At 43.0% G+C, this 22,787-nt stretch carries 13 protein-coding genes; 11 read left to right on the forward strand and 2 right to left on the reverse strand.

The window, feature by feature from the left end:
* Window positions 1-155 precede the first annotated feature (155 nt).
* The 4 genes from BDD43_RS11535 to BDD43_RS11550 all read left to right on the forward strand — a co-directional run bounded on the left by BDD43_RS11535 (window position 156) and on the right by BDD43_RS11550 (window position 4,194).
* Window positions 156-692 carry a hypothetical protein gene (locus BDD43_RS11535; protein WP_121197812.1) on the forward strand — a complete coding sequence of 179 codons (537 nt, stop codon included), beginning with the start codon at window positions 156-158 and terminating at the stop codon, window positions 690-692.
* A gap of 54 nt (window positions 693-746) precedes the next feature.
* On the forward strand, window positions 747-1,958 hold the full coding sequence (locus BDD43_RS11540; protein WP_121197813.1) for a hypothetical protein: 1,212 nt from the start codon (window positions 747-749) through the stop codon (window positions 1,956-1,958).
* Between the two features lie 76 nt (window positions 1,959-2,034).
* Complete coding sequence (locus tag BDD43_RS11545) at window positions 2,035-2,442, forward strand: hypothetical protein (protein ID WP_121197814.1); 408 nt, start codon at window positions 2,035-2,037, stop codon at window positions 2,440-2,442.
* Between the two features lie 402 nt (window positions 2,443-2,844).
* On the forward strand, window positions 2,845-4,194 hold the full coding sequence (locus BDD43_RS11550; protein WP_121197815.1) for an OmpA family protein: 1,350 nt from the start codon (window positions 2,845-2,847) through the stop codon (window positions 4,192-4,194).
* Window positions 4,195-4,908: 714 nt separating this feature from the next.
* Here the strand turns inward: BDD43_RS11550 and BDD43_RS11555 are convergent.
* On the reverse strand, window positions 4,909-6,762 hold the full coding sequence (locus BDD43_RS11555) for a DEAD/DEAH box helicase (protein ID WP_121197816.1): 1,854 nt from the start codon (window positions 6,760-6,762) through the stop codon (window positions 4,909-4,911).
* A 338-nt stretch (window positions 6,763-7,100) separates the two neighbouring features.
* On the reverse strand, window positions 7,101-10,580 hold the full coding sequence (locus BDD43_RS11560; RefSeq protein ID WP_121197817.1) for a methylmalonyl-CoA mutase family protein: 3,480 nt from the start codon (window positions 10,578-10,580) through the stop codon (window positions 7,101-7,103).
* 316 nt (window positions 10,581-10,896) lie between these two features.
* On the opposite strand from BDD43_RS11560, the gene BDD43_RS11565 reads away from it, so the two are divergent.
* From BDD43_RS11565 to BDD43_RS11595, 7 genes are all read left to right on the forward strand, one after another.
* Window positions 10,897-11,850, forward strand: a complete 954-nt coding sequence (locus BDD43_RS11565; RefSeq protein ID WP_121197818.1) for a TIGR01212 family radical SAM protein — start codon at window positions 10,897-10,899, stop codon at window positions 11,848-11,850.
* A gap of 72 nt (window positions 11,851-11,922) precedes the next feature.
* The gene (locus BDD43_RS11570; RefSeq protein WP_121197819.1) at window positions 11,923-13,158 is read left to right on the forward strand and encodes an acyltransferase family protein; all 1,236 of its coding nucleotides are present in this window, start codon (window positions 11,923-11,925) and stop codon (window positions 13,156-13,158) included.
* A gap of 14 nt (window positions 13,159-13,172) precedes the next feature.
* Window positions 13,173-14,387 (forward strand): acyltransferase family protein, encoded by a 1,215-nt coding sequence (locus tag BDD43_RS11575; RefSeq protein WP_121197820.1) that lies wholly within the window; start codon window positions 13,173-13,175, stop codon window positions 14,385-14,387.
* A 25-nt stretch (window positions 14,388-14,412) separates the two neighbouring features.
* Window positions 14,413-17,742 carry an acetylxylan esterase gene (locus BDD43_RS11580; RefSeq protein ID WP_162847051.1) on the forward strand — a complete coding sequence of 1,110 codons (3,330 nt, stop codon included), beginning with the start codon at window positions 14,413-14,415 and terminating at the stop codon, window positions 17,740-17,742.
* A gap of 11 nt (window positions 17,743-17,753) precedes the next feature.
* Window positions 17,754-20,381: an acetylxylan esterase gene (locus tag BDD43_RS11585; protein WP_162847052.1), complete on the forward strand. Its 2,628-nt coding sequence runs from the start codon at window positions 17,754-17,756 to the stop codon at window positions 20,379-20,381.
* 64 nt (window positions 20,382-20,445) lie between these two features.
* A complete protein-coding gene (locus BDD43_RS11590; protein ID WP_121197823.1) occupies window positions 20,446-21,336 on the forward strand; it encodes a hypothetical protein in 891 nt (296 codons plus the stop codon).
* 19 nt (window positions 21,337-21,355) lie between these two features.
* Window positions 21,356-22,738, forward strand: a complete 1,383-nt coding sequence (locus tag BDD43_RS11595; RefSeq protein WP_162847053.1) for an acetylxylan esterase — start codon at window positions 21,356-21,358, stop codon at window positions 22,736-22,738.
* Window positions 22,739-22,787: the final 49 nt, after the last annotated feature.

A 22,787-nucleotide genomic window follows, 5' to 3' on the forward strand; every position in this document is an offset into this window, starting at 1 on the left:
AGGCGCCACTTACCGGATATTTACATCATAAATATTTAATAATAAGCACGGTAAGTTATATAACAGGCCATGTTGCCGGCGCCAAAAAATTACCTATAAATGGGTATTGTCCCTAAAAGGTATTCGCAGCAACTTTAGTGTATAAATAATTCAATATGAAAAAAATTCTTTTAACGGTTATTGCAGCACTATCGTTTAGTACACTAAAAGCCCAGAGCGATGCAGTTACAATTTTAAATGGCGAAGCTCCAATTACCTGGCTTAGGTACAAAACTGCGGGTATAAGCACCCTGCTGTTCTCCTGCTATTTCGCAAACAACGGGGTTCGTTATAACGAAAGTATAAACTACGTAATTTATAAAAAGGACGATCAAAACCGCATTGTGCAATTGGAATCCGGAGTTTCAACCGGGAGTAATACCATAAGATGGCAAACCAAATACGTAGCCGACATTAACAAGCTTGTGTTAGTTAGCGAATGCGGCGACTGCACTACCTGCGATGTTGCTACGCCACTAAAGCTTACTTTCTCTAAAGGTTCGGTTGTTAAAACCGAAAAAGGCCAGGACACTAACGAGGATACCCTGTTTTTATATCTCGACTATAATGAAAAACCGGGAATACGCGAAAAAATCATGACCGTATTAAACTATGTAGCCCAGCAAAATGCAGATAGGGGCGTAGAATATTAATCAACATCATTCCCCAATGGCTGGCACCATAATAACTTAAAAAAACACTATCCTATGCAATTAAAACACTGTTTAATAACCATCATTTCTGTATTTCTGTACATCAGCGTATCCGCGCAGGACAAAAACCACCTGGCTTTCCGTAAAATATCCGAACGTGAACAAATGGATTATCATGTTGCCGATTCGCTTTTACTCAAACTTCACCAATATAAAAGCTCAGAGTCATCAAGTCAGTATTGGAAAATAACTAACCTGTTGGCCGAAAGGCAAAAAACATACGACAACCTTTACAACCAACTGTTTGATAACTGGGAACAGAACTACATCAGCGATTATATGATTGAAAAAATAAAGAGCGCTATGTACGATATTGAAGACTGCGTTCGCAGAGCCAACATTGCCCTTGACCAGGCTCCTGCCGCCGAGGATGCCGAACTGAGAAAAGAAAACCCTCAAAAATATAAGGAAAAAAAACAAAGTGATGGCCTCAGTAAATTTACTACGTCATTATTTACAATGGGCTCAAGTGGCAGTACAGATTTCAAATCCATTGGCCTAAATGTGGTGCTTAGTTTGCCTGCGCAGTCGGTGCCCATTTATTCAGATGTGGTTCAAACTTACAGCGACCCTCAATATAAAACCTCATCTTACTCCAATTCATCAACATCTTTCGGGTACGTTGGCGCAAAGTTAGATCTCGAATTCCATATTCTTAACAATGATTTTATCGACCTGCAATTACTGGGCTCGGGTACTTACTCAAATACAGGTTTATTTACAAGCTCACTTGGCTCAATTAACGAAACCGACGAATATTACGATTATGGTTATGGTGCTTCGCTGGCATTTGGCTTGCCGGCCTTAAAGTTATACGGAGAATATATGGGTGGATACCGCAACGTAAATTACGTTAGCGATATTTCAACAAGTTATGGTTCCGGCACAACAGATATTACATCAACAAGTTTTAGTGGCTATACTTTCAACCGCTTTACAGGAGGTTTAAAAATATCGTTTGATACCGATGAGGGCGAAAGCTTTGTAAAGCTAAAATACGCGATAGAAAAGCCAGATATTAAATCAACCAATAACAATATATGGGGAGTAGGCTTAGGCTTCAGATACTTTGTTGATATATCGGCCATGTATTTTCCAGAATACCCTGTTTCTGGTACACCATCATATCGCATTAACAATAACGATAAGCAAAGCTTTGTAACCGTTACCATTGGCCGTGCCTTTAATTTGTTTGGCGGCAAATAAATTAAAATAATAAAATAGCTATTTCCACAACAAAATCATCCATAAACAACAAATCATTCACACCAAAAACAAAAACATGAAAAAAGCAATTTTAATCCTTTCCGTTTTATTTATCACCCGGTTAAGCGTAAGCGCACAATCAGCCGTTGCGTTATTTAAGCCCCTATACGGCGGCGATGAGCACTATGCGTTTGCAACCGCCAGCAGTTTAGACGACGCTAAAGAAAAAGCACTGAGCGAAGTAAAATCCGTTGTCGATCAAAAAGTTGGCTCTAGGGCAACCGGCCAGCAGTTTATATACACTTATAGCAATAGAAAGGGCTTTTACGCAATAGGCAGAGGGAAAGATCAGTACGGGCACTACTGGCATTTTGAAGCAGCCTTAGGCTACAGTAGCGAAAGTGCCGCCAAAAGGTATGTATTAGACCGCCTTGCTGCGCGTGGCCTTTACGACACAGAAATTTATGCAAGTGGCGAAGATTGATAAAAGCACAATTTACGGGAGCAAAAAAAACGGGCAAATACAATAAGCCCATAGCTCGCCCTTTCTATCCAAACCTACTTCCGCAAAAACCGGAAGTAGGTTTTTTGCTTTCCGTTCTCAGCTAGTCAATAAAACAATATGCTTGCCGTGCTACAGGGGCATCCCGCCAATATTGCGGCAATGGTATTTTCTTTCAACTTAAAAATTCTTCTTCGCCAAACAAAAGTGTACCAAAAAAAACACATTGTTTTTTTTGGTAGTGTAAAAAACAATGTTATGTTTTACACCCAAAAAATCAAATAAATGCCGCATTTTTTCTCCGGTTAATACCTTGGGCCTGGTTATTGGTTATTGTGTTGCGTTGAGCATATGCCCAACATGACTAAATATTATTTTACAACAATGAACTTAAAATCTACCAAAACACTGCTTCCACTTTTCTTAGTGGGCTTGTCAGCTGGAGCGTTTGCACAAAGCAGTGATGCCGATTCTACTTCACATTTTCAAAAACGTACTTTCCGCACCTGGTCAATAGGCCTAAACGGCGGTATGCTTACACACTACACACCGTTTAACGGCGATAATAATGGCGATTTTAAAACGCCTCAAGAAACATGGGGTTACGGTGGTTACGTAAAAAAACAAATCCTTCCGGGCTTTGGTATCCAGGCCGACTTTTTGGCCGGTACCGTTAAAGGCTTTAGGTCAAACACGCTGGTATCGCCATCTGTAGCACAGGATAACAGCAGCTTCAAATCACGTATCGATTGGTCGGGAGATGTGGTTGCAAACTTTACCCTTGCAAATTTAAGCTTTAACCAAAAACGTAATTTCTTGTCGCCATATTTAACCGCAGGTGCTGGTTACATGTCGTCGAGTGCTAACGTAGTAGGTACACCGGCCGGGTCCAATACCAACTACCACCAAAATTGGTTTGTACCCATAGGTGCAGGTTTTAAATTAGGCGTGTCTCGCTTAATCAACATCGACTTAGGTTACACCGTATCATTTGTTAAAGCTCGCGATTTTGATGGCGTTGTAGGCTCTTTAAACGATCGTTTTTCATATGCCCACGCAGGTATCGAAATTGCCCTGGGTAAAAAGAAAAGCCCGCAATTACAAAACTTTAGTGCCATTGCAGCTTTACGCGAAGAAAGTGCTGCCGAAAGCGCCGCTTTACGCAACCGTTTAGCTATTGCCGACCAAAAAAGAATGGACGATGAGGCTCAATATGCCCGCGATGCTCAACAATTGGCTAAAGATATGGCCGATGATGATGCCGATGGCGTAGCTAACAAATACGATAAATGCCCTGGTACACCAGCTAACACTGTAGTTGATGGCGCAGGTTGCCCTATCAAAATACCGGCCCCGATTGTTCGCGAAAAAGTGATTATCACCGAAGCCGACCGTAAAGTAGTAGGTGAGGCCATTAAAGATTTGGAATTTGATTTAGGTAAAGCAACCATCAAAGAACACTCTTATGCAACCTTAAACCGTGTAGCAAGCCTGTTAGTGCAAAAAAACTTTAGCCTTAAATTAGCCGGCCATACCGATAATACAGGTTCAATGGCACTAAACTTAGCCTTATCAAAAAACAGGGCCGAAGCCGTTAAAGCATACCTGGTATCGCAAGGTGCAAACCCTTCAACCATCGAAGCCACAGGTTACGGACCAAACCAACCTATAGCAACCAACAAAACCGCTGCCGGTCGCCAGCAAAACCGTAGGGTTGAGTTCTCGTTATTCTAAAACTCAATAACCTACAGTAACTAATACTAAGCGCAGCTGCCTCCAAAAGAGGTGGCTGCGCTTGTGTTTAAAGAGCTTTAATAAACTGTTAGCGATAATCAATTCAATACCGTAAAGCCTGTCAGTCACCCGCCAAAACACCTGGTAAGTGCCATTTCCCTCCCAAGGCTACTTACTCAAATCTTTTGTAAACCCCGTAGGGGTTATAGGTCGGTAGAAAAAGCGCTCAACAATTAATTCGTGCCATAGGTACGATACCTCGTCTATAACTTCTCAGCAGTAATCGGCTCATGCTCCGGCAGGCGTCCCCACTTGTGGTAACCACCCTTCCCTCACAACCTCAACGTCACCTCAAAAATTCGGCATCGTCAGGTTCGTGTAGCACAGCCCCAACTTCCACCACTAACTTTCACAGAAGCTGGCGCAGCCGAGAGTTTATTTATCTGTGTTTTGTTTTTTATCGTATAAATGAGGTCGCTATCGCTCAGTATCTTTGGTTACTTTCTTTTGCGGAAAAAGAAAGTAACATTCTCTACAAGAGATAATTGTAAATCAGGCAAAACCATATCCAAAATAAAAGTAACATTCTCTACGCGCCACTAATACCACAACAAACCACTTTGCGTGCGTACCGCCAGTGCTCAACAAATAAAAACAAAAGCCCCTCGAATTTCTCCGAAGGGCTTTGTTAAACTAAATTAACTCAATATAAAACTAAAATTTTCTGCGGCGTTCGCCGGTGCTGGTACCGCTGTTGCGGTCCTCGCGGCGTTTGCCGCTAAAGTCGCGGAAACCGCCGCCAGCGTTGCCGCCGGTACGTTCGCGAGGCGGAGCACCACCTTCACGACGGAAACCACCTTCTTTTCTTTCACCGCCACCACTGTAGCCACCTTCTCTGCGTCGGTTACCGCCGCCACCGCTGCTGCGGTTATCGCTGGTACCCTCGCCAGATATTTCTATCCTTACAGGGCGTCCTTTAAATTCGGCAGTTTTAAATTCGGCAAAAACCTTATCAACGTCAGCCTTAGGTACTTCAAAGAAAGAGTAAACACCCTTAACATCAATTTTACCTACAGTACGGCCGCTAATTTTGGCAGTGTTGCAAATATAACCCAGCAAATCGCCACGGTTAAACTCATCAACCGAACCTAAGTTGATAAACAAACGCGTATAGTCCGATTCGCCCGAACCGCCACGTGGCGCACGGTCGCTAAACTCACCCCTAACAGCCCTGTCGTCCATCGGAGCGTTCAGGTCAGGCGCGTTTTTGTAATACTCCAAAAAGCTGTTAAACTCAATCGAAGCAAAACGTTTAATAAGATCTTCCTTGCTCAATTCGGCAAACTCGTGCATTATACGTGGCAGGTATTGCTCAATTTGCTGTTCGTTCACGGTAACATTATGCACCTTGTGTACAATAGCAAACAATTGTTTTTCGCAAACATCAAAGCCGCTTGGTATTTCGCCCTTAACAAACTTTTTACCAATAACGCGCTCAATCTGGCGTATTTTACCTAATTCCTTAGCGTTAATAATGGCGATAGAAACACCACTTTTACCGGCGCGTGCAGTACGGCCGCTACGGTGAGTATAGTTTTCAATCTCATCAGGCAAGCTGTAGTTAATAACGTGCGTAACATCATTAACATCAATACCACGTGCAGCAACATCGGTAGCAATTAACAATTGCAGGCTGCGCTCGCGGTAGCGTTTCATCACCTTATCACGTTGTTGTTGCGATAAATCGCCGTGTAAGGCATCAGCATTGTAACCATCCTTAATTAAGCTCTCGGCAATTTCCTGAGTCTCAATTTTGGTACGGCAAAACACAATACCAAAAATTTCGGGGTTAAAATCAACAATGCGTTTAAAGGCGGCATATTTATCACGGGCACGTACAATATAGTATTCGTGCTCAATGTTAACGTTGCCGGTATTTTTTTCGCCCATGGTCAACTCAAAAGGGTCGGTCATGTATTTTTTGGCAATGCGGCGTACTTCGCTTGGCATGGTGGCCGAGAAAAGCCAGGTTTTTTTATCTTCCGGCGTGGTAGATAAGATACTGTCAATGTCTTCCTGGAAACCCATGTTCAACATTTCATCAGCCTCATCTAACACAACAAAGTTTACATCAGTAAAGTTGATGGCTTTGCGGTTAATAATATCAAGCATACGCCCTGGCGTAGCTACAACAATTTGCACACCACGTTTAATTTGACGAAGCTGATCGGCAATGTTGGCACCTCCGTACACAGCAACAACATTAACGTTGGCCATGTTTTTAGAGTAATTTTTAATGTCGTTGGTGATCTGTAAACACAGTTCACGGGTTGGGCAAAGAATAAGCGCCTGAGGATGATTTTGTTCGAAGTCCAGCAATTCTAAAAGTGGCAATCCGAAGGCAGCGGTTTTTCCGGTCCCTGTTTGAGCTAATCCGACAAAATCGTTGCTGCCTGTTAACAAAACCGGAATTGACTGTTCCTGTATTGGCGTAGGATTTTCAAATCCTAATTCAGAGATGGCATTAACAATATCATGACGGATTCCCAATTGACTAAATGGGTTCATGAATATTTAAAAAACGTATTTAGCTACATTGCTAAATCGGGTGCAAAGGTAGCATTAATTAATCAAAAAAACAATATCAAGCTAAAGTATTGAAATTAAAGCATTTCCATGACAATGCCCCGCCTGTGAGAAAATGATAGAAAGCGTAATATTTGGGCCGTGCTTTTTAAACCTACACGCTAGCCAATTTTTAACTTTTAAAATAATAGGCCCAAAAGCGGAGCTGCCTATCCGTATCTTTCGTTTAATGTTATCCATATCATATCCTGATATTCGTTGAGTTTAAAACTTTGTTTTTTGCTCACCATATCGTAGTCCGTATCGCATCTTCCGTTACTTTACATATTTCTCCTGTACTGCCCTCCAACCTCATAAAGCGCGTGCGATATTTGGCCCAGCGAGCAATATTTGCAAACCTCCATCAATTGCTCAAAAATATTATCGCCCGCCACAGCCGATTTTTGCAGTGCCTTTAATAGTTGCGGAGCAACAGCCTGGTTGCGTTGCTTAAATGCATCCAATGCACTGATCTGAAACTGCTTCTCTTCCTCGGTAGCACGTATCACTTCCGAGGGGATAATGGTTGGCGAACCGTTTTTGTTTAAAAAGGTATTTACACCAACAATAGGGTATTCGCCGGTATGTTTCAGCGTTTCGTAATACAACGATTCTTCCTGAATTTTACCACGCTGGTACATCGTTTCCATAGCACCTAAAACCCCGCCCCGGTCGTTAATGCGTTTAAATTCGGCTAATACGGCATTCTCAACCAGGTCTGTAAGTTCTTCAATAATAAAGGCACCTTGTATGGGGTTTTCGTTTTTGGCCAGGCCCAATTCACGGTTAATAATCAACTGGATAGCCATCGCCCTCCGTACCGATTCTTCGGTAGGTGTGGTTATCGCTTCGTCGTAAGCATTGGTGTGTAAGCTGTTGCAGTTATCGTAAATGGCATACAGGGCTTGTAAAGTAGTGCGGATATCGTTAAAGTCAATCTCCTGCGCATGTAATGACCGGCCACTGGTTTGGATATGGTATTTCAGCTTTTGCGATCTGTCGTTTCCCTTGTATTTGTTTTTGATGGCTTTCGCCCAAATGCGGCGTGCTACGCGGCCAATTACAGCATATTCCGGGTCAATTCCATTGGAGAAAAAGAACGACAGGTTAGGCGCAAAATCATCAATATGCATACCCCGGCTCAGGTAGTATTCCACGTAAGTAAAACCGTTGGATAGTGTAAAGGCCAGTTGCGTAATGGGGTTTGCACCCGCTTCGGCAATATGATAGCCGGATATAGATACCGAATAAAAGTTACGCACCTTTTCGGTGATAAAGTATTGCTGCATATCGCCCATCATACGCAGGGCAAACTCGGTAGAAAAAATGCAGGTATTTTGAGCCTGGTCCTCCTTTAAAATATCGGCCTGTACCGTACCTCTAACGGTTGATATGGCGTAGGCTTTTATTTTAGCATACACATCGGCAGGTAAAACCTGGTCGCCGCTAAGGCCCAAAAGCATAGTGCCCAAACCACCGGGAGCCCCCTCTAAATCTCCCCCGGTAGGGGAGACTTTTTGATCTGCATTAGCCTTATCAAAGCCCTCCCTACCGGGGAGGGTTGGGTGGGGCTCCTTGGGTGGGGCTTGTTGATACTTTGGCCTTTCCAAACCTTTATCATCATAAAGCTCTTTAAATTTGGCTTCAACCAGGTGCTCAAGCTGGTGTTCTTTAATATATTTTTCGCATTGCTGATCGATGGCGGCATTCATAAAAAAGCCCAATAGCATGGGCGCCGGGCCATTAATAGTCATGGATACCGAGGTTGACGCATGGCAAAGGTCGAAACCCGAATATAACTTTTTGGCATCATCCAGCGTGGCAATGCTTACGCCGGAGTTACCTATTTTACCATAAATATCGGGCCTTATATGCGGGTCTTCCCCGTAAAGGGTAACCGAATCAAACGCGGTAGAGAGCCTGTGCGCCGGTTGCCCTAACGATACATAATGGAAACGTTTATTGGTGCGCTCGGGGCCACCCTCGCCGGCAAACATACGGGTAGGGTCTTCACCTTCCCGTTTAAGCGGAAACACGCCGGCAGTATACGGGAACTCGCCCGGCACGTTTTCGGTTAACAGCCAGCGCAAAATATCGCCCCAGGCCTCGTAGCGCGGTAACGATATTTTAGGTATGCGCGATTGCGACAGCGAAGTATAGTACAACGCTTGCTTAATTTCCCTGCCGCGCACGTTAAAAATAAAGTGCTGGGCTTTGTATTTTTTAACGGTAACCGGCCATTCGCGCAACAAATTGCGACATTCGCTGTCGAGATTCCCCTCCAGAATCGTATATAGCGAGCGTATAATACCAACCGTCTCATCCCCTAAGGCACCCAATAACTTAATCGATCCATCTATCTGATACATCTGCTGTGCTATTCTGCATTGTTTATCTACCCACTCATTGTAGTGATGGCTGCTTTCGGCAATTTCTGCAAGATAACGAATGCGCTCAGCTGGTATAATGTAGGTTTTTTCTGCGTCGTCGGCCACTAACTCCATCTTAGTGGCAAAGCTTACACCGGTTTTAGCTTTAATGGTTTTAATGAGCGCGGCAAACAAACTATTCATTCCCGCATCGTTAAATTGCGAGGCCATGGTGCCAAAAACGGGCAGGTCCTCATCCTTGGCGTCAAATAGTTTGTGGTTGCGTTTATACTGCTTGCGTACATCGCGCAAAGCATCTAATGCGCCGCGCTTGTCAAACTTGTTCAGCACCACTATATCGGCAAAATCAAGCATGTCAATTTTTTCCAGTTGCGTGGCCGCGCCAAATTCGGGGGTCATTACATAAAGGGATAAATCGCAGTAATCGGTTATCATCGTGTCCGATTGCCCTATGCCCGATGTTTCCACAATAATCAAATCATACCCTGCCGCCTTACAAATATCTATCGCTTCCTGCACGTATTTTGATAGTGCCAAATTAGCTTGCCGCGTAGCCAGCGAACGCATGTAAACCCTCGGGTTGTTTATCGAATTCATCCGGATACGGTCGCCCAGTAGCGCGCCGCCCGTTTTTCGTTTTGATGGATCAACCGATATAATGGCCAGCGTTTTATCCGTCTCCATTAAATATCGCCTAACCAACTCATCAACCAATGATGATTTGCCCGCGCCGCCTGTACCCGTAATGCCTAAAACTGGTGCCCTCGCTAAATCGCCCCCGGTTGGGGAATCTTTTTTGTTGAGCTTTTTGATTTCCGACAAAAAGTCGCCCGCGTTTTGCGGATAATTTTCTACCACGCTAATGGCCGTTGCAATAACTTTGTTGTTTTTTTGGTGCAGGTGTTTAATTTCTCCGTTTAAATGCGAGGTAATGGGGCGGTCGCACTGCCGCATCATATCATCAATCATGCCCTGCAAACCCATCTGGCGGCCGTCATCCGGCGAGTAAATGCGGGCAATGCCATAATCCATCAGTTCCTTAATTTCGTAGGGTAATATTACGCCGCCGCCGCCGCCAAATATTTTGATGTGGCCGGCACCTTTTTGTTGCAACAAATCGTACATATATTTAAAATACTCAAGGTGCCCGCCCTGGTACGATGTTAAGGCAATACCCTGCACATCCTCCTGTATGGCACAGTTCACCACCTCGTCAACCGAGCGGTTATGCCCCAGGTGTATCACCTCCACACCCGACGATTGCAATATTCGGCGCATAATATTAATAGTAGCATCGTGCCCGTCGAACAACGCTGTTGCAGTTACAAAACGAATTTTATTTTGCGGTATATACGGAGAGGAGTTATCCATTGGTATAATTGGTTATAAAAACAAAATTAACCAATTAAATCAAGATGCAATAAATCAGAATCAAGATGCCAGAAGTTAGAATCAAGATGCCAGAATCAGGAACCAAGATGCAATAAATCAGAATCAAGATGCCAGAAATCAGAATCAAGATGCCAGAATCAAGAACCAAGAGAAAAACAAAAGCAATTGTAAATGTTTACTATCTCCCTTATTTTATTTGAATTACCGCGTTTCTATCTTGGTTCTTGATTCTGGCATCTTGATTCTTGTCTCTTGATTCTTGTCTCTTGATTCTTAATAGAGTATCTTTGCAGTAATGCAAAACGAATTAACAGCAACACTGCCAGGGCTTAAGGGTTATAACAATTACGGGGCATGGTTGCGCGAAAAATATAACGGTCAGCGTGTTTTTAAAGTGATAGTTGATGGCGGTTTTACCTGCCCCAACCGCGATGGCTCCAAAGGCTTTGGCGGCTGCACCTATTGCAATGTCGATTCGTTTACACCATCCGTATCGCGTGATAATCCCTCTATCCGCGAGCAGGTTATCAAAGGTATGGAGCGTGCGCGCAAGGGTAACAAAGCCGATAAATTTATCATCTACTTTCAGCCCAATACCAATACCTATGCGCCAACGCATTATTTAAAAATGCTGTATGACGAAGCCCTGAGCATTGAACCCGAAAACATTGTAGGCCTATCCGTAGGTACCCGGCCCGATTGTATCGATATGGAAAAGATAGCTTTGTTAGAAAGCTATACCGACCGCTTTGATGTTGACCTTGAAATGGGTATGGAATCTATCTACAACGATACCCTGGGGCAAATAAACCGCGGCTGCACGCACGACGAATTGATTAAGGCACTTGCCATGCTGCAAAACTCAAAGCTTGATGTTTGTGTGCATACCATCTTCGGCTTCCCATGGGAAACCAACGAGATGATGCTGGCTTACGCCGACGAGATTAACCGCTTTCCGCAAATTAAATTTGTAAAATTTCACCACCTGCATATTGTAGAAGGCTCCATTATGGGTGTTAAATACAAGCGCGAGCCGTTTAAGCTATTCAGCTTGCCCGATTATGCCGATTTTTTGTGCCAACTGCTCCCGCTGGTAAGGCCCGATATCGTTATCCAGCGTTTGTTCGGCCTGTCAGATCGTGAACTGCTCATCGCACCAAACTGGGATCTCAAAAAATCAGAAATTCAGCATTTTATCGACGAAACCATCCGCAAAAGGGGCATTATACAAGGGTCGGCATTATTATAGTTATGCAATGGCACTTGCTTTGCGTTTTATAATTACTGTTTCTCTCAATGTATATAAAATAATTATCACGTTTTGTCACAAAAAACCCTGCAAAACTATATTCCGGCTTTAACAGGTGTACGTGCAATGGCTGCATACCTGGTGTTTATATCCCATTTCGGGTATATTTTTGATGATTATCTTCCCCAAAGTGTGCAAAAATTTTTACGCGAGTTCCACATCGGCGTAACCATCTTCTTTGTTTTATCCGGTTTTTTAATCGCTTTCCGTTACTACGATAATTTTTCGCTTAGTAAATTATGGTTTAAAAAATACCTTAAAAATAGGGTGGCCCGCATTTACCCCATGTATGCCATTTTAACCAGCGGTGCCTTTGTTTATTACGCTTTTACCCATCAGCAAGCCATTGTTGAAGGTTTACAACCCGTTGTTGCCTTTATCATGAACATTGTTTTTTTACGGGGTTTTTTTGATGACTTAAAGTTTACCGGCATAGCCCAGGGCTGGTCGCTCACGGTGGAAGAATGCTTTTATTTCTCGGCGCCTTTTATGTTTTACTTTGCCAAAAAGTATGGCAAGGCCTGGCTGCAGCCTTTTGTTATAACAGGCACCGGGGCATTGCTGGTGTTAATATTTAGCCATATTAATTTTTACGGCTTTTTTGGCAACTTTACTTTCATGATGCTCTTTACCTTTTTAGGGCGTTGCTTCGAGTTTTTTTCGGGTATGCTACTGGCCTTGTATGTTCGCAAAAAAGGCTTAACCCGTACTAATAACTTTAAATTTACCTATCTGGGTTTTGCATTAATATTTGCTTGCGTATGGCTCATGTCGGTACTGCCTATACTGCCGGGTAATTCTTTCGGGCAGCAGCATCCGCTGGGTATCATCACCAACAACTATTTGCTGGCCATAGCCATTACTGTTTTCTTTTACGGCTTAATTACCGAAGACGGTACAATTTTAAAAGGCATACTATCCAATAAATTTGTTGAGCTATTGGGCAAAAGCTCCTACATATTTTACCTCATTCATTTGGGCTACATGTATAACATGCTCAATACTGGCGTTAACTGGCTTAACGATGCCGTTTTTAACCTTTACGATAAATGGGGCGTTGATTGGGTGTCGCCATTTCAAAACGAACAACTTAATTTACTATATCTCTTTATTACGTTAAACGGTATAGCTATATTGCTATTCAAAAATATTGAAGAGCCGCTTAATCATTACATACGTCAGTCGGACTTTTTAGTAAAAAATACGCCGCGCAATTTAGAAAGCGAAGCAGCATTAATTAACCGATGATCCCTAATTAAGTTATGATACAAAAAGTAGTTAAAAATTACATTCCCGAACTTACCGGATTACGTGCTTTAGCCGCTTTTTTAGTTTTTATACACCATTTTTCTTACATAATAAGTGCCGGCTGCCCCATTGCAGTGCAGCATTATCTCAGAGAGTTTAATATTGGTCTGCCGGTATTTTTCGCTCTGGCAGGGTTTTCCATCGCTTACCGCTATTACGATAAGTTTTCGTTAACTACAAAATGGTTTAGGCCCTATCTCATCAACCGGATGGCACGCATCTATCCCATGTATTTTTTATTAACCATAGTATCGTTCATCTACTATTATTATTACTCGGGCCCCAAAAGCATAGCTGGCAGCAGTGGGCACCCAATTGCGGTATTACTGCTCAATTTAACCTTTATCCGTGGTTTTTTCGACGATTTTAAATTTACCGGCGTAGGGCAGGGGTGGTCATTAACTATCAACATGTGCTTTTATGTATTTGCCCCTTTTATATTTTTTGTAATAAAAAAGTGGAAATTTAGTTATTCGCAGCCCATTGCATTTACCGCTTTTGGCGTTTTGCTGGTGCTCATATTCCGCAACTTTAACTGGTATGGCTTTTTTGGCAATTTTACCTACATGATGCTTTATTCGTTTTTTGGCCGCTGCCTTGAGCTTTTTGGCGGAGTATGGGTAGCTATTTATATCCGTAAAAACGGTTTCGGGCGCACAAACAACATCAAGTTTACCTATATTGGCATTGCAGGTATTTTGGCCTGCGTATATGTATTATCAAGGCTGCCGGTGTTACCCGGTAAAGAGTATTCACTGCAAAGCGCTTATGGTATTTTAACCAATAACTACTTTGTTGGCCCATCCACTTTATTGTTTTTATTTGGATTGTTAACCGAAGAAACGCTGGTTAAAAAACTACTCTCTACCAAACTTTTTAACATTTTGGGTAAAAGCTCGTATGTGCTGTACCTTATACACCTCGGTTTAATAAACGACCAACTCCATAAAGCCGCTAACTACCTAAACGATAGGGTATTTGAGCTTTACGATAAATGGGGTATAGACTGGGTTTCGCCCTTGCAGAACGATAAGGTTAACTTGCTGCTCATTTTTATTGTGTTAAATTTAATAGCAGTGTTTTTATACAGATTTATTGAAGAACCCCTTAATCAGTACATCCGCGTGAGTTACAAAGGGGTTGCCGAAAAAAAAGTTATTGTACAATAATGAATGATAGGTAGTTGAGATGAAAATGAGGCATATTATTTTCCGGGCCGTATTTGTAATTGTGCAGTTATTTATTGGTGGCAATTTATTGGCGCAAACTAAAAACGCCGATAATGCCTCAACCGATACCGGCGAGGTTATTATTACGCAGCACCCGCTAAATAAAGCTGCCATTTTTGATGCCGATACCCCTGTTGTTTATAATCTCGATCTTAAAAACACCTATAACACCCCGCAAAAAGGCACCATAACCTACCAAATAACCACCTTATACAACAAAGAAATTGCTAAAAAGGCCTACCCTGTGGCTTTAGATGCTGCCGAAACCAAGCAAGTGCGTATTGAAATGCCAAGCCAGCCCACAGGCTTTTATAAAGTTAACTTTATGATTAACGTTAACGATTATGACGATACCGTGCGCAGGGTTTTTGGTGTGGATATTTATAAAGTTCATTCGCCGCACCCTAAACCGCTTGATTTTGACCTTTTTTGGAAAAATGCTAAACTCGAATTGGCAAAAATAGCCCCCAATTACAAGGTTACCGAAATGCCCGAATTGGAACACGGCAACGATCAGATTTATCTGATTGAAATGAAATCGGTTGAAAACATCACCATACGCGGATGGCTAACCCTTCCCAAAGATCGCCTCCCTACCGAAAAACTACCCATCTACATCGTATTCCCCGGCTACGGTGCCGATTTAAAACCTATACCCGTTGTTAAGCATTTTGCTTGCATGTCCCTCAATGTGCGTGGCCTGGGTAACAGCCGCGATGTAATTAATCCCGATAGAGAATCTTTTATTACCTATAACATACAAAATAGATACAAATACATATACCGCGGCGCAATATTGGATTGCATCCGGATGATTGATTTTGCCTCCAGCCGCGATGATTTTGATAAAACATCAATTTACGTTACCGGCGGTAGTATGGGCGGCTTTTTAACCCTCGCGGTAGCCAGTCTTGATGATAGGGTAACCATATGCGCTGCCGATAATCCTTCTTTTTCCGATTTTAGGTCGCTCCTCCAGTCCGATCACTTTCCAATGGCCTCTATACAGCGGTTTGCCAAAGAGCACGCGTTGAATATGAACAAGATTTTAGATAATCTTGATTATTTCGACCTTCGCAATTTTGTACCTAACCTTAAATGTAAGCTCATCGTAGGCATGGGTTTGCTCGATCCGTTTGTGCCGCCCTATAACATGATGACGATGTATAACAACATTGCATCAACCAACAAACAACTGTTTATATACCCCGATCTTGGGCACGAGGTTGAGCGCAGCCTGGGCAATATAAAAGGCAAATGGGTTTATACCAATTTTCACATGTACAAGCGCGTACTTGCACTGCGCAAAGAAGGTGGGGCTGATAATGAAGGCGCAAAAGAAAACAACCTGGCCGATGAAGATGGCAGTGTTACCAACGAGAAATTTAATACCAACCCCGTAGGCATAGAAGCTACCGCCGGGGCCAAAAATTCGTTGTTTAAAAAAGACGGTACTATTTATTATGATATCGATTTAAAAAACAACTCGGGCACAGCGCAAAAAGGAACGGTAACCTGCGAGGTAACCACCAAAAAAGGCGAACACCTATCGGTAACCACGGTGGCTGTAAACCTGGCCGCCCAGGCTTCAGATCAGGTTCATATGAACCTGCCCCTACAAAAGGGCGGATATTTTAAGGCGATATTTATACTAAACGTTGCCGGTTTTAAAGATACCCTGAGGCGTTCGTTCGGTATTGATTCCGAAGGATCAGGGGCCAACGGTGCCGAAACTATCGGCTTTGTAGATCATCCGGGTCAGAAGGAATCCAGGTTTGGCGGAAAAAAGCCCGTTTTTTATGACGTGGATCTAAAAAATAACTTCAACATACAGCAGGATGTAACGCTGGCCTGCGAAGTAAAAAACAAGGCCGATAAATTTGTTTCGTACACCTCTTTGGCGGTAACGCTACAGGCCGGCGCAAAAAAAACCGTGCGTGTTAACATGCCAACGCCCAAACGCGGGCAGTATATAGCCAATTTCATCATCAAAACACCGCAGTTTAACGATACTCTGCACCGAAGTTTTAGTGTAGATACCGCCGTAACAGCCGGTGCCACCACCCACACCGATGAAGACGAAACCATAAGCATGGTTGAGCACCCGGCCAATAAAGATGGTGTGTTTAAAACCAACACCCCGGTTTACTACAACCTCGATCTTAAAAATAATTTCGGCACCCAGCAAGAAGGCAAAATAACGGCCCAGATAGCCACCATGAACGGCGACGTTATATCTGTTACCTCTTTTGCTTTAAGCCTGCGCAGTAAAGAGAAAAAGCAAATGCGCGTTAATTTGCCTGCGCAAAAAACTGGTTTTTACCGGGTTAACTTTTGCGTAAATACCAATGATTATGATGATACCGTGCGCCGCGTTTATGGCGTTGATATCGAAAACATACGTTCGCCGCACCTCAAGCCCGAAGGGTTTGACGATTTTTGGGCCACCGCCAAGGCCGAACTTGCTGCCATAGAACCACGTTTTAAAATGATTGAGCGGCCCGATCTTTCTCGCGGTAACGATCAGGTTTATGTTATCGAGATGCAATCGATAGGTAACCTCACCGTGAGGGGATGGTTAACCTTACCTAAAGACCGGAAGAATAAAGAGAAATTTCCGGTTTACCTGGCACTGCCTGGCTATGGTGCTAATATGAAACCGTTTCATAACATGCCCGATTTTGCCGCCATTGCCCTCAACGTGCGCGGCCTGGGTAACAGTAACGACATGCTGAACATCTCCCGCGAGGAGTTTTTAACCTATAACATACTCGACAAAAATAAATACATCCTTCGCGGTGCCATAATGGATTGCGTGCGCATGGTCGATTTTATTTTTAGCCGCCCGGAGTTTGATACCAAAGCAGTCTATTCAAATGGCGGAAGTATGGGCGGCTACCTATCGCTCATATTGGCCAGTTTAGATCATCGTATTGCTGTTTGTACCGCCGGTAACCCCGCATTTAGCGATTGGCGAACCCTGGTAGATCATAACGATTTCCCCATGGGGTCCGTACAGCGCTACGCTTCCGAAAACGAAGTTAAGCTGGATAAACTACTGGATAACCTCGATTATTTCGACTTAAAGAATTTTGTAAGTGCCATAAAATGTAAAACATTGGTTGGCATTGGTTTGCTCGATGTGCTTGCGCCGCCGCATACCGAAATGCCTGCCTATAATAACATACAGGCAAATAAAAAGCTATTTATTTTCCCTAATCTCGGTCACCAGGTGGGCGAAGAATTTGGCAACTTTACCGGCAAATTAGTTTTTGATGAATTCGGACTATTTTAATATTGATGCGTATGGGTTTAAATAATATTATTTTAGTAAGATGGGTAATGGTTAGCTTTTTTCGTTCGGCTTTTTTAGGCGTGTTGTTTATGGTACTGCTTTGTAATACCACGCAATTGTTTGCTCAGGCAAAAACCGGCGGCGAAATTGTTATTAAAGATTTTCCCGTGTCGCCAAATGCCATCTTCGGTAAAGATACCGTCGTGTCTTACAATTTCAATTTAAAAAACACCTACAAAACCAGGCAACAAGGGCAGTTGTCGTACCTCATCACAACCATGCACGGCAAGCTTATTGCTAAAAATGCAATCCCCGTAAACCTCGACCCTTTATCCTCAAACATTATCCGTTTAGATATGCCGGGGCAAAAAACAGGCTTTTATAAGGTGAATTTCATGTTCAACGTTAACGACTACGATGATACCGTGCGCCGTGTTTTTGGTGTAGATATCAACCACATCAAGTCAGACAATCCCCGCCCACTGGATTTTGACGCCTTTTGGGCCAATACCAAAAACGAACTGGCTAAAGTGCCCGGTAATTTCAGGATGACCGAAAGGCCCGATCTGTCGAGCGGTAACGACCAGATTTACTTAATCGAAATGCAATCGCTGGATAATATAACGGTAAGGGGCTGGCTCACCCTACCTAAAGATAGGCTCCCCGGCGAAAAATTACCCGCCTATGTTTTGCTGCCCGGTTACGGTGCTAACCTGGCACCGCTGCGCAATGTGCCTCACTTTGCCAGCCTCACCCTTAACGTGCGGGGGCAAACTAACAGCCGTGATGTTATTGCGCCTACTACCAAGCAGTTTATTACTTATAACATACAGGATAAAAACAAATACATTTATCGTGGCGCGATAATGGATTGTGTGCGTTTGATGGATTTTATTGAGAGCCGCGCCGAAATTGACAGTAAGTGCATTTTTTTAACCGGCGGCAGTATGGGCGGCTACCTGGCAATGGTTACAGCCAGTTTAGATAAACGGGTTAGTTTAATATCAGCAAATAATCCTACTTTTTCCGACTGGCGCACCCTGGCTGGCTCAAAACAGTTCCCCATGGTTGATATTGAGGGCTACGCCAAACAAAACTCCCTCAGGATGGAGACAGTATTTAAAACCCTCGATTATTTCGACCTTAAAAACTTTGCATCCAACATTCACTGCAAAAGCACATTTGCAATGGGCTTGTTAGACGAATTTGCCCCGCCGCCCAACGAAATTGTAGCTTATAACAAAATAGATTTTGAAAAGCTGCTTTTTATTTACCCCAACGTTGGCCACGATGTTGACCCCAGCCTGTGGAGTTTTGCAGGTAAATGGGTATATGATAATTTCGACATCTATAAAAAAGTATTGGCCCAAAATCCCTTAAATGGCGAAACTGCCGTGCAAGGAGAAGACCATCAGCTTAAACAGGCCGATATTGCCATGCAAGAGGAGCCTTTTGTAAAAGATGCAATATTTAAAGCCAATAAAAAGGTATCATACACAATCAGTTTGCAAAACAACTACGATACGGTACAGGCTGGAACCGTGGGGTACGAAATACGTACCACCGATAACCGATTTGTAACAAAAGAAGCATTTCCCATCAGGCTGGGAGCAAAGGCATCAAAAAAGGTAACGCTGGATATGCCGGGCCAAAACTCGGGCTTTTATAAAGTAAATTTTACCATCAACGTTACCGATTACGACGATACCATTAGGCGCGTTTTTGGTGTAAACCCGGAGCAACTTAAATCAAACACCCCCCGTCCGGCAGATTTTGATACGTTTTGGGACAACACTAAAAAAGAACTGGCAGCGATAGAACCCAATTTCAGGATGATTGAGCAGCCCGACTTGGAAAAAGATAATACCGACGTGTTTTTGGTTGAAATGCAATCGTTACATAATTTAACCGTGAGAGGTTACTTAACCATCCGGAAAGACAGGCGGGCAAATCAAAAATTCCCGCTATGGATATTGGTCCCGGGCTATGGTATTACTGGCCTAAAACCGGTTTTCGGTTCGCCTGATCTTGCCGTACTTTCATTAAACGTAAGGGGCGAAGGCAATAGCCGCGATGTGTTGTCACCAACCCGGGTTGGGTATTTAACAACCAGCATTGAGGATAAAAACAAATACATTTACCGTGGTTGCATTATGGATTGCATTCGCGCCGTGGATTTTGCGTGTTCAAGGCCCGAAATTGATTCAAAAGCCATTATCATTGCCGGTGGTAGTATGGGCGGCTACCTATCTATAGCGGCGGCAAGTTTAGATAAACGGATAAAGCTATGTTCGGCCAATAATCCCGTATATGCCGATTACCGGTCATTGAGTTTTACCGGCTGGCCCATGAATGATGTTAAGCGATACGCAAACGAGCATTCGTTTGATATGGATAATATATTAAATAATCTGGATTATTTTGACCTTAAAAATTTTTCGCCCCGGTTTAAAACCAAAGCCATGCTGGGCATAAGCCTGCTTGATGTGCTGGCACCTCCGCAAAACGAATACGCAATGATTAATGCTATGCCTAACAAAAATAAATTGTTTATCTACCCCAACTTAGGGCACGAGGTACCGCCCTCGCTCTTTTCGTATTTTACGGCGTGGATTACAGATAATTTGGGGCTTTTTTAAACGACTTTGAAAAGTGCCCATCCTTTAACACAGCTCAATAATTAAAAATGCTACATATATAACAATGCACACTAATTTCACTCAGCCAATAAAACAAGCAAATACAGCGCCCATTAAAGCAGTAATAATTAGTGCCTTTTTTGTGGCCTTACTTATAACCGGCGGCCAGGTTTTGGCCAGTGGCAAGCCTGTGGGTAAAAAGCGGCTGTTTATTATACCCGCCGCCGCCTATTTTTTTAACAGCACCTATTGGGACAGAAACGGCGACTATAAAAAGTATGATAACAATACGCACTTTGGTTCAACAATTTTATCGGTAAACGTGGAGTATGGTTTCTCAAGGCGATTGTCGCTTTTGGCTACCATGCCGTTTGTAATTAACAAAATTTCGCAGGCTGGCTATTCAACAAGCGTTAGCGGGTTTGGCGATGCCGAGTTAGGCGCAAGGTACTATGTAGCCAACATCAATTACAATGTTTATTTTTCGGTGCAGGGCAATCTTGTTGTTCCGTTGTACTCCAGCGCTGATGGTAAAAGTTTAGGCTACGGAAAATTAGGAACCGATATTAGGGCAATAGGAGCCGGAGATATTTCTATCCTGTCTCAAAAGTTTTATTGGGAAATTAACACCGGTTTTAGGCAATATCTTGGCGATAGCGGTCCGTTTCAGTTAAAAAACTCACTAAGCTTGGCCTACACCCTTAACAAAAAGAGCCAGGTATCGGTAGCAGGTACTTCGGTTTATTCGTTTAGCGATGCCAAAAACGCGCTAAACGTTACTAACCCTCTCGACGTTTCCAATACTAAAGATTTTAATTTTAACCAGTTAACAGGCAGTTATTCGTACAGTTTAAAACGTAATAAAACGCTGTTTTTTAGTTTAAGCAAGTTTATTACCGGCAAAAATACGGGTGCGGGTACAACAATATCTGTAGGCTATGTGTATAAATACTAAACACGTAACAAATATCAAAGTGAAGTTCAAATTCAAAATATTTTTATTGTTAGGTATGCTGTTGCTAACCGGCTACGGTACGCGGGCGCAGTTTATTTTACCCGAAAACTTTAATAAGCCCAAAGCCGAAGCCAATACCGGGCAAAAAGACGCTAACGATGTACAAGGCGATGTTTTTATCAACATAAAGCCAGGTGCCAGAAATGGCGTTTTTAAAAACGCCGACGATATTATCTACAATTTAAAAGTTACCAATAATTATACCGTAAGCCAGCAAGGTGTTTTAACTTGTTTTGTAACCACCGACGAAAACCAACCCGTATACCTCGATTCGGTTAAGGTTAATATGGGCAAAAACAGTATTAACCACTATCGTTTTAAAATTAACGCTAGCCAGCCGGGCTTCTATAAAATAGGTTTTGCGTTTCATCTCACTTATTATGATGATACCGTTAAGCGTGTTTTTGGCTTAAAACCATTATTACTCACAACAGAAACGCGCAAACCTGCCGATTTTGATTCCTTTTGGCAAAGCACACTCGATACGCTTAAAACCGTCAATCCGCAATATAAGGTAACCTTGCAACCTGCCTTATCAGTTAATAACAAAAAGGTTTACCTGGTAGAAATGCATTCGTGGGGTAACGCCGTTATCCGGGGCTGGTTAAGCATACCTAACGAGCGCGATAAAAAAATTGCGGTAAAATACCGCTTGCCCGGCTATGTAGTTAAAGCCGAACACAGTGTAGACGATGATGATTTTGCCGTTTTCAACATCAACGTGCGCGGCAATGGCAATAGTGCCGATGCTATTGATACCCATGGCGAATACAATTTATATAACCTCGAAAACCGGGATACCTACGTTTACCGGTCGGTTTATATGGATTGTGTACGCGGGCTTGATTTTTTAGCATCACACGCCGATATGGGCCTCGATACTGCTAAAATTATGGTTGATGGCGCCAGCCAGGGCGGAACGCTTGTTATTGCTTTGGCTGCGCTGGATAAGCGCGTTAAGATAGTTACCTGCGAAGTGCCCCTATATGCCGATTTTAGAAAAGCACTCGAAATAACCAAGCTCGACCCAAAATCGCAAACCCCGGTTGGCATGATAGCCAAATACCAACGCACTCATCCTAACTTTACCAACGAAAAACTGTTTAAAGTGTGGGATTATTACGACCCGCTAAATTTTGCGCCAATGGTAAAATGCCCCGTGCTGATGGGCATCGGTCTGCTCGATCAGTTTTGCCCGCCGCGTTGTAGTTTTGTGTTGTATAACCAACTCAAAAACAAAAACAATGAAATATGGGCCAGCCCCGATAAAACGCACGAAGTTGACGGCCTATACTACACCTACCAGTATTTGTGGTTCCAGGATCTGTTGCGATTGCCTTAATTAACAATGTTTTGTTGTTTTATTTGCGATACGTATATTTGTTTAAAAA

The sequence above is a fragment of the Mucilaginibacter gracilis genome, from assembly GCF_003633615.1.
Taxonomy (GTDB): domain Bacteria; phylum Bacteroidota; class Bacteroidia; order Sphingobacteriales; family Sphingobacteriaceae; genus Mucilaginibacter; species Mucilaginibacter gracilis.

Bases quoted from the DNA above. Each gene is read 5' to 3' on its own strand.
- BDD43_RS11535 (WP_121197812.1), top strand. From the start codon at position 156: ATGAAAAAAATTCTTTTAACGGTTATTGCAGCACTATCGTTTAGTACA.
- BDD43_RS11540 (WP_121197813.1), top strand. From the start codon at position 747: ATGCAATTAAAACACTGTTTAATAACCATCATTTCTGTATTTCTGTAC.
- BDD43_RS11545 (WP_121197814.1), top strand. From the start codon at position 2,035: ATGAAAAAAGCAATTTTAATCCTTTCCGTTTTATTTATCACCCGGTTA.
- BDD43_RS11550 (WP_121197815.1), top strand. From the start codon at position 2,845: ATGAACTTAAAATCTACCAAAACACTGCTTCCACTTTTCTTAGTGGGC.
- BDD43_RS11555 (WP_121197816.1), bottom strand. From the start codon at position 6,762: ATGAACCCATTTAGTCAATTGGGAATCCGTCATGATATTGTTAATGCC.
- BDD43_RS11560 (WP_121197817.1), bottom strand. From the start codon at position 10,580: ATGGATAACTCCTCTCCGTATATACCGCAAAATAAAATTCGTTTTGTA.
- BDD43_RS11565 (WP_121197818.1), top strand. From the start codon at position 10,897: ATGCAAAACGAATTAACAGCAACACTGCCAGGGCTTAAGGGTTATAAC.
- BDD43_RS11575 (WP_121197820.1), top strand. From the start codon at position 13,173: ATGATACAAAAAGTAGTTAAAAATTACATTCCCGAACTTACCGGATTA.
- BDD43_RS11580 (WP_162847051.1), top strand. From the start codon at position 14,413: ATGAGGCATATTATTTTCCGGGCCGTATTTGTAATTGTGCAGTTATTT.
- BDD43_RS11585 (WP_162847052.1), top strand. From the start codon at position 17,754: ATGGGTTTAAATAATATTATTTTAGTAAGATGGGTAATGGTTAGCTTT.
- BDD43_RS11590 (WP_121197823.1), top strand. From the start codon at position 20,446: ATGCACACTAATTTCACTCAGCCAATAAAACAAGCAAATACAGCGCCC.